This window comes from Oligoflexus sp., from assembly GCF_035638955.1.
Classification (GTDB): domain Bacteria; phylum Bdellovibrionota_B; class Oligoflexia; order Oligoflexales; family Oligoflexaceae; genus Oligoflexus.
This window is the reverse complement of record NZ_DASQYZ010000423.1, coordinates 1-7,019: the sequence shown is the minus strand read 5'-3', so window position 1 is coordinate 7,019 and position 7,019 is coordinate 1. Positions and strand designations below refer to the sequence as shown.

The 7,019-nt window shown below is 48.4% G+C and carries 8 protein-coding genes; 2 read left to right on the top strand and 6 right to left on the bottom strand.

Annotation, left to right across the window (positions count from 1 at the left end; all coding sequences use genetic code 11):
• Positions 1-135: 135 nt before the first annotated feature.
• From VE954_RS35590 to VE954_RS35575, 4 genes are all read right to left on the bottom strand, one after another.
• Positions 136-522 (bottom strand): DUF86 domain-containing protein, encoded by a 387-nt coding sequence (locus tag VE954_RS35590; protein WP_324962074.1) that lies wholly within the window; start codon positions 520-522, stop codon positions 136-138.
• On the bottom strand, positions 509-1,096 hold the full coding sequence (locus tag VE954_RS35585; RefSeq protein ID WP_324962072.1) for a nucleotidyltransferase domain-containing protein: 588 nt from the start codon (positions 1,094-1,096) through the stop codon (positions 509-511). The genes VE954_RS35590 and VE954_RS35585 overlap by 14 nt, the downstream gene beginning before the upstream one ends.
• Positions 1,097-1,295: 199 nt before the next feature.
• A complete protein-coding gene (locus VE954_RS35580) occupies positions 1,296-1,895 on the bottom strand; it encodes a TIGR04282 family arsenosugar biosynthesis glycosyltransferase (RefSeq protein WP_324962070.1) in 600 nt (199 codons plus the stop codon).
• Positions 1,892-2,566 carry a TIGR04283 family arsenosugar biosynthesis glycosyltransferase gene (locus tag VE954_RS35575; RefSeq protein ID WP_324962068.1) on the bottom strand — a complete coding sequence of 225 codons (675 nt, stop codon included), beginning with the start codon at positions 2,564-2,566 and terminating at the stop codon, positions 1,892-1,894. The genes VE954_RS35580 and VE954_RS35575 overlap by 4 nt, the downstream gene beginning before the upstream one ends.
• 84 nt (positions 2,567-2,650) lie before the next feature.
• Here VE954_RS35575 and VE954_RS35570 point away from each other — a divergent pair, with 84 nt between their 5' ends.
• Both VE954_RS35570 and lpdA read left to right on the top strand, forming a co-directional pair.
• The gene (locus VE954_RS35570) at positions 2,651-3,343 is read left to right on the top strand and encodes a TVP38/TMEM64 family protein (RefSeq protein ID WP_324962066.1); all 693 of its coding nucleotides are present in this window, start codon (positions 2,651-2,653) and stop codon (positions 3,341-3,343) included.
• Complete coding sequence (gene lpdA, locus VE954_RS35565) at positions 3,340-4,785, top strand: dihydrolipoyl dehydrogenase (protein ID WP_324962064.1); 1,446 nt, start codon at positions 3,340-3,342, stop codon at positions 4,783-4,785. Before VE954_RS35570 ends, lpdA begins: the two co-directional genes overlap by 4 nt.
• 32 nt (positions 4,786-4,817) lie before the next feature.
• Here lpdA and darG read toward each other — a convergent pair whose 3' ends face one another.
• Complete coding sequence (darG, locus tag VE954_RS35560) at positions 4,818-5,855, bottom strand: type II toxin-antitoxin system antitoxin DNA ADP-ribosyl glycohydrolase DarG (RefSeq protein ID WP_324962062.1); 1,038 nt, start codon at positions 5,853-5,855, stop codon at positions 4,818-4,820.
• Positions 5,856-5,957: 102 nt separating this feature from the next.
• The gene (darT, locus tag VE954_RS35555; protein WP_324962060.1) at positions 5,958-6,473 is read right to left on the bottom strand and encodes a type II toxin-antitoxin system toxin DNA ADP-ribosyl transferase DarT; all 516 of its coding nucleotides are present in this window, start codon (positions 6,471-6,473) and stop codon (positions 5,958-5,960) included.
• Positions 6,474-7,019: the final 546 nt, after the last annotated feature.

Here is a 7,019-nt window from a genome sequence, read left to right as displayed (position 1 = left end):
CCATAAAGATCGCCTGTGCACATTTGCGTTCGTTATCGCCACGTGAGCGGCTTAAAAAAGCCGGAGTCCTGGCAGACAATTTCTGGCTTCGTGAGTTCGTAAAGAAAAAGTGATCAAAGACTTTTGCTTAGGTACCTAACTATAGTCTTCAACCTGAGTCGTCCGGTATCGCTTCGCCAGTATATTCCTTATGCCCGCTTCGATATCAGGAAGCTCTTCAGTGACGTACTTCCAGATGATGTTCGGATCGATTGAAAAATAGTTGTGTGATGATCGGTTTCTGATGGCCCGGACCTCTGCCCACGGTATTTCGTTGAATTTTTTCGTTATGTTGTCCGGATCATCGTGAACAAGCTGCGACACGATTTCGCCAAGAAGGTCTGTTTGTTTCATTATCGCGTCGTAGTTAAGGCGTTTTGCAAAAAACTCATCCTGTGATGTCTCTGATAGATAAGAAGAGATTCGAACCATGTGTTGAACCATTTTCACTAGGTGTGGATGTGAGCTTTTAGCTTTCGACATCAATGAAGTCCTCCTCAGCCGCGGTTCGAATCTCTGGCGCCATTTCATTTTCCATAACGATATCGATTGTTTTATTGCCGAGGACTTCCTCGAATATTTTCTCGATCCGCACAATTTCCTTGAAGGTTAGAGAATGGGAAGGGGTGAGAAGGATATCAACGTCCGAATCTTCTCGGGCCTCCCCACGTGCATATGATCCAAAAAGCCTCATGCGTTGAATTCCGTAGGGTTTTGATATTGCCGTTCGAATGGACCTCAGCTTTTCAAAGAGCTCATCCCTCGGGATAATCCTATTCCTGGGCAAGGAAATGGAGGTGTTTTCTACGGTTGAAAGGGCAAGGGCGAAATAAGCCAGGATTCGCTTAAGTGAGCCGACGTTGACGTGATCCTCCTCACCTTGCTCAACCTGCCTGATTGCCTTTAACGAGACTCCTGCGAGCTCGCCCATTGCTTTTTGAGTAAGGCCGGATTCAATTCTCTTTTCTTTAATAATTACGGAAAGATGAGTTTTTGCTTTTCCCAGGCGAGGATGAGAAGTCTTTGAATTTATTGGGTTATTGTCTTTTAAGTTCATAAGCTCCTCTTATTATCCCTATTCGGTATAATAGAGTATCTCCTTAACCACCGCAACCTGCTATTATCCCTATTTGGTATAATAATACCAGCCTGAGCGGTTGGTGGGTGATTTGAGATTGAGAGTTATTTGGATGAAAACAGAAGGCCGCCAGCAACCACAACGAAAGTTCCAGACGTTGCGATTGGCCAAGTCATTCTCATAGTCTCAACCACTGAAGGTCGTCGGGTTCATCGATATCATGGAGCATCGGGAGTAGTTCGAGCGTCCAGGCAAGGCTCTTGATGCGTGCCTGGGTCTCACCGGCTACTGATGACGTGCTCCAGTGAATATTTTCAAATAAAGACGGATCAAATCTTTTGAATCCAAGCAGCGCATATCCGCCATCAAAGGTTGGGATCATAACGCTTTCGTTTCTGTCCAGGGCTGTTATTGCTTGTTGCAAGGTGTACGCATTCAGATCTGGGCAATCCGTTCCAATCAGCAGAACATGTGCTCCCGCCGCACAAGCCCTGGAAGCGGCTCGAGCCAGACGTTCACCAAGGTCGCCCATTCCTTGTTCGGTAAAAATAATAGGATGTGTTAGATTCAGACCATCCCAACTCGGGTCGTGTATGGACGGAGTCACGCAAAGTTCGACTTCGGTGGCGCAGGCAAGCCGAGCCTGTTCCAAGGTATGGAGCAGCATTCGACGAGCTAGCTCAGCGGCGCCTTCAGCCCCCAATGCAGGAATCAAACGAGTCTTGGCAAACCCGGGTACGGGGGCCTTGGCAAAAATAATGATACGAGTTTTATTCATCGCCAGGCCTTGATCAAATCCTGAGCCGATGCACCACGCCAGTAGGCCCAGCGCAAACGCCACATCAGGAAAATAGTGCGCCACACGCCGCGGGTTTCCCAGCGTCGTCCGGAGGTTCGCATCTTCTGTTTGAGGCAGAGTGGTCGTGAGAGAGACAAAAGCCGTTTGGAAATTTCGACGTCTTCCATCAGAGGTTGATCAGGAAAGCCACTAATCTGAAGGAAGGCCTCACGCCTCACAAAGATCCCCTGGTCCCCGGTCGCGATGCCTGACAGACGGGACCGCAGATTGATAAAGAACCCAATGATCGGAAACATCCAGGCTCGACCTTCGACCTGAACATCAAATCGCCCCCATACAAGTTGGGACAGCATCAGTCCCTGTCCCATGGCCGTCAGGCTTTGCGGAGGCGGCTGGGTATCGGCGTGCAAGAAGAGCATAATATCGCCTTGAGCCATCTGTGCCCCGGTATTCATCTGACGGGCGCGTCCACGCGCGGATGATAGGACTTTAAAACCAGCCTGCTGCACGCGTTCCATGGAACCATCCGTGCTGCCTCCATCCACAACCAAAACCTCGGCCCCACTTTGTTGGAGGGCCTTCCAGTGATCCATCACGAGGCTCAAAGTCGCTGCCTCGTTCAGCATGGGGATAATAACGGACACGTTCACGCCAAGGTCCTTCATTGAGTTCAACCCGGAGCATGCTATCATCGAGCTGGTTGTCCATGCCATGCGTTTTGTGGAGTCCCTTGCATGAAGCTTTCGGCGTCGAAAATTGCGGTGATCCTTCTGATCCTGCTGTTTGTGGTGAGTTACTTCTTTCTTGGCCTGGATTCCTATCTGACTTTGGATGCTCTCAAAACTCAGCAGGCCTCCTTCGCAGCATTCTATCAGGAGCATCAGCTGCTGACGGTGCTGATCTATTTTCTGGGTTACGTTCTGATGGCGGCCTTGTCGCTGCCAGGGGCCACGATTCTAACCCTGGCGGGCGGAGCCTTATTTGGGTTTGGGCTGGGACTCCTGATCGTTTCCTTTGCCTCCACCATCGGGGCCACCGGAGCCTTCCTTGTCGCTCGATTTCTGCTGCGGGATTCCATACAGCAGCGCTATGGCGATCGGCTCACGAAATTTAACGAAGGTATTGAAAGGGAAGGCGCCTTTTATCTCTTTACCCTGCGCCTTGTGCCACTGTTTCCTTTCTTTGTGATTAACCTCGGCATGGGCCTGACACCCATCCGGGCTTTGACATTTTATTGGGTCAGCCAGCTGGGAATGCTGCCGGGGACAGCCGTCTATGTGTTGGCGGGAACGCAGCTGTCCAGTCTGCAATCGCTGGGGGATATCCTGTCCTTCAAGTTGATTCTTTCGTTTGCTCTCCTGGGGGTCTTCCCGCTCCTGGCAAAGCGTTTCACCACCTACCTTAAAAAGCAGAGGAAAACCTCATGAGCACTCATCAGCAGGACTATAATATGGTTGTGATCGGCGGTGGCTCTGCGGGCCTGGTGAGTGCTTACATTGCGGCAACCCTGAAAGCCAAAGTCGCCTTGATTGAAAAACACCGCATGGGTGGTGACTGTCTTAATACAGGCTGTGTGCCGTCCAAGGCGCTCATTAAAACCGCTCGCATGGTCCATCAGATTCAGCAGCACAAAATCTATGGCATCAAATCGGCCAGTTATGAATTGGATTTTGCCGAAGTGATGGAACGCATTCAAACCGTGATCAAAAAAATTGAGCCGCATGATAGCGTGGAGCGTTATACGGGGCTGGGGGTGGAATGTATTCAAGGTGAAGCCGAAGTCGTGGATGCGCATACGGTCCGGGTGAATGGTCGCACCCTTAAAACCAAAAGCCTAATCCTTGCCTTGGGCGCTTCGCCTATCATTCCTAAAATTCCGGGTCTTGAAAAGGTCCAGGTTTTGACCAGCGAAAACCTTTGGGATCTGCGCACGCTTCCAAAAAAACTTCTGGTGGTCGGCGGGGGCCCGATCGGCTGTGAAATGGCGCAAGCTTTTCAAAGGCTGGGATCTCAGGTCACCCTGCTCGAGGCCGGTCCGCGACTTCTGCCCAGGGAGGATGATGACGTCGCCTCGCTCATCGCCGCTCAATTCCAGAAGGAAGGCATGCGGCTCCTTCTAAATACCAAGGCCGAGGCGGTGATGCATGAAGCCGGAGCGATGATCATGCAGGGCCAGACCTCGGATGGTCGGCAGGAAAAAATTCCGTTTGATGCGATTTTTGTGGCGATCGGCAGGCGTGCGAACACAGGTCAGCTCGATATCAAAAAATTGGGTTTAGAACTCAATGACAACGGTACCATCCGCGTTGACCCTTACCTGCGCGCCAATGGCAAAAATATTTACGCCTGTGGTGATGTTGCGGGTCCTTATCAATTTACCCACGTGGCCTCGCACCAGGCCTGGTACTGTGCGGTGAATGCCCTTTTTTCACCACTCAAAAAATTCAAAGCGGATTATCGGGTGATTCCCTGGGTCACCTTCACGGATCCAGAGATTGCTCAGGTGGGACACAACGAACAATCGGCCCGCAAAGAGGGTCTTGATTTTGAAATCACGACCTACAACCTGGATGACCTGGACCGTGCGATTGCTGAAAGTGAAGACTACGGTCGCATCAAGGTGCTGACTGAACGCGGCAAGGATAAAATTCTTGGAGCCAATATAGTCGGGCCGCATGCCGGGGAATTACTCGCGGAATTCACAACCGCCATGAAGCAAGGACTGGGACTCAATGCCATCCTTGGAACGATTCACCCTTACCCCACGTTTGGCGAGGCCAACAAATACGTGGCTGGGAATTGGAAAAAAGCTCATGCGCCCGAGAATGTTTTAGCCTGGCTGGAAAAATATCAGGGCTGGCGTCGCTAGCCGCTAATCCAGATTCTTTGCGGAGCATGAAACTAGACAAATATCCACTTATTTTCTTTTAGATGATCAAAGGCGATACTCAATTGATCTTCTGACATTATCTTGGCTTTTCGTTCGTTCCAAGCTTTTACCTTTTCTATGACTTCTTCCTTCGACTTAGCTCCTTCATGCTTCGCAACCCAATGCACTGTCGAAAGTAGTTCCATGCCAAAAGGCGTTTCAAAACCATCAATCAACTTAGCAATTTTTTCGAGTCGTTGATGAGTTTCTGTCTGATCTCTCAAATATTCATTCGCCATTTCTACAGCATTATCCAAAACGAAAATTTCAGACTTTTGAGTTCCATCTCCGAATCCTTTTATATAACTGCCTTCCAGCAGCTTCAGTGCATGCCTTACACCGTCAGAATATGGCCCATACTTGTCTTTGACAAAGCTGAGCCTAGACAAGTCTTCACCGGACTCTTTGATGAAATACATCAGCTTTTGAACTTCTAAATGTGTCTGACGATATCCACCGCCTCGATATTTATTGAGAAGCCCTATTAGAAGAGCCCGCCCCTTTGTCATTGGTGGAAGCTCCACAACCACGGAAACTTGATCATAGGGTTTAGGGGCGGCGGATGGCTCAAACACAATGATATTAACGTTCTCAAAGTCTTTTAACTTGTCTTGGATCAGTGGCTTTACTTTTTGCCAATCCAACCCACCAAGACCACACCCCAAAGGAGGGATTGCGATAGATTTTAAATCGTAATACTTAATTACTTCTCTAAGATCATTGAGTCCGGACTCGATATACTCCATCCGTGATTTGCCCTTCCAATGATCTTTAGTGGGAAAATTGATAATGTATTTTGGATTGATCACGCCTTGAGTCTTAAAAACAAACATCTTTCCCACTTTAACCTGACCAAGCTTACATGCCTCTTTATAACTCTCAAAATTTGCTGGAAATGCTTTCTTAAACTGCAAAGCAATTCCCTTACCCATGACCCCAACACAGTTTACCGTGTTGACCACAGCTTCTGCGCCTGATTCAAGAATATTGCCTGTAGTAAAATCAAACATTCTAATAGTACCAACCTGATTTCACAGCTACGTGTGGTTTATGAGAATGGGACGCTAATATCTGATCGACTTCATTTTTCGTCTGAAGATCATAGACGCCTATCAAAAATCGAAAATATCCCAAGGTGCATTTTGGTAGATCAAGAACTCTGCCTGTCTTCTTCGACGGCGATCGGGAAATTCGTCAGTATCAGTCCACATGCGGCTTTTTATCACATCCCAGTCAATATTTGGAAGGTTGACAATATTGTTATAAAAAATACTGAATGCCATTGCCGCATGGCCGTCTGTAAATACATATGGTAGACCTCTTGCGGCTACAGCTTCAGCAGTTGTTGTCAAATATATCAATTCACTCTGCATTACATTCCCGAAATCTGCAGGATTATGCTTGATCCTATAAAGCATCGGCGAACGCGCATTAAAATAGAATGGAACATAATCATGCAAAATTCCCCCTGGAGGGCAGCAAACCTGCACCTTTGACCTTCTATCCTGAATATTTCTATCCGAAACATTTCTGGTCATCGCTGGAGCTTTGCTCTTGCAAAGCAATCCTGTAGCAATTACAGCCGCCAGATGATCTTTATGCGTAAAGTGATAGATCGTAGTCGGCATCCTGCCCCTAAGTGCTCAAAAGCGAGTTACCATACAATACTATGGAATTTGTCCCAAGTTCCATAGAAATAAACCTTCAGCTAATGGCAGCCATCACTTGCTTGACACACCATCCTAAACAATTCGCTGACCCACGTAGAGGCCTATTTCAGTGATCCTTGTGTCCCGCATGCTATCGTTTTGGCGTAAGTCTTGCCTCTGCAAGTGGAGCGTATGCGTCGAACCGGATCGTTTTGCGCGGCACTCGTGACTATTTGAAAGCCAGACGCATTGGTCTTTTGAGTGGGACGATATATTTTCCAGGCTATTTCGGCTTACTCTCGCTTTGGATTTCTTCGATTAAAATTAGGCAAGTGCTAAAACTCCCTTCGGGAGCCGCGCTCTCTTTACTGGTACAGCCTGTCCCAGCGGAATGTGTCAGCATTTTTGGGACAGCGCTAAAGAAAGTTTAAGAAACTTTTCTACCCGAGTACGAACACGGACTGTCGCGTGACTGGGATATTGATTCCAACTCGATCCTGTGGAATCGCAAGCTTGGGACCGCGC

Coding starts and splice junctions, on each gene's coding strand:
- VE954_RS35590 (WP_324962074.1), bottom strand. CDS start 522: ATGTCGAAAGCTAAAAGCTCACATCCACACCTAGTGAAAATGGTTCAA.
- VE954_RS35585 (WP_324962072.1), bottom strand. CDS start 1,096: ATGAACTTAAAAGACAATAACCCAATAAATTCAAAGACTTCTCATCCT.
- VE954_RS35580 (WP_324962070.1), bottom strand. CDS start 1,895: ATGAATAAAACTCGTATCATTATTTTTGCCAAGGCCCCCGTACCCGGG.
- VE954_RS35570 (WP_324962066.1), top strand. CDS start 2,651: ATGAAGCTTTCGGCGTCGAAAATTGCGGTGATCCTTCTGATCCTGCTG.
- lpdA (WP_324962064.1), top strand. CDS start 3,340: ATGAGCACTCATCAGCAGGACTATAATATGGTTGTGATCGGCGGTGGC.
- darG (WP_324962062.1), bottom strand. CDS start 5,855: ATGTTTGATTTTACTACAGGCAATATTCTTGAATCAGGCGCAGAAGCT.
- darT (WP_324962060.1), bottom strand. CDS start 6,473: ATGCCGACTACGATCTATCACTTTACGCATAAAGATCATCTGGCGGCT.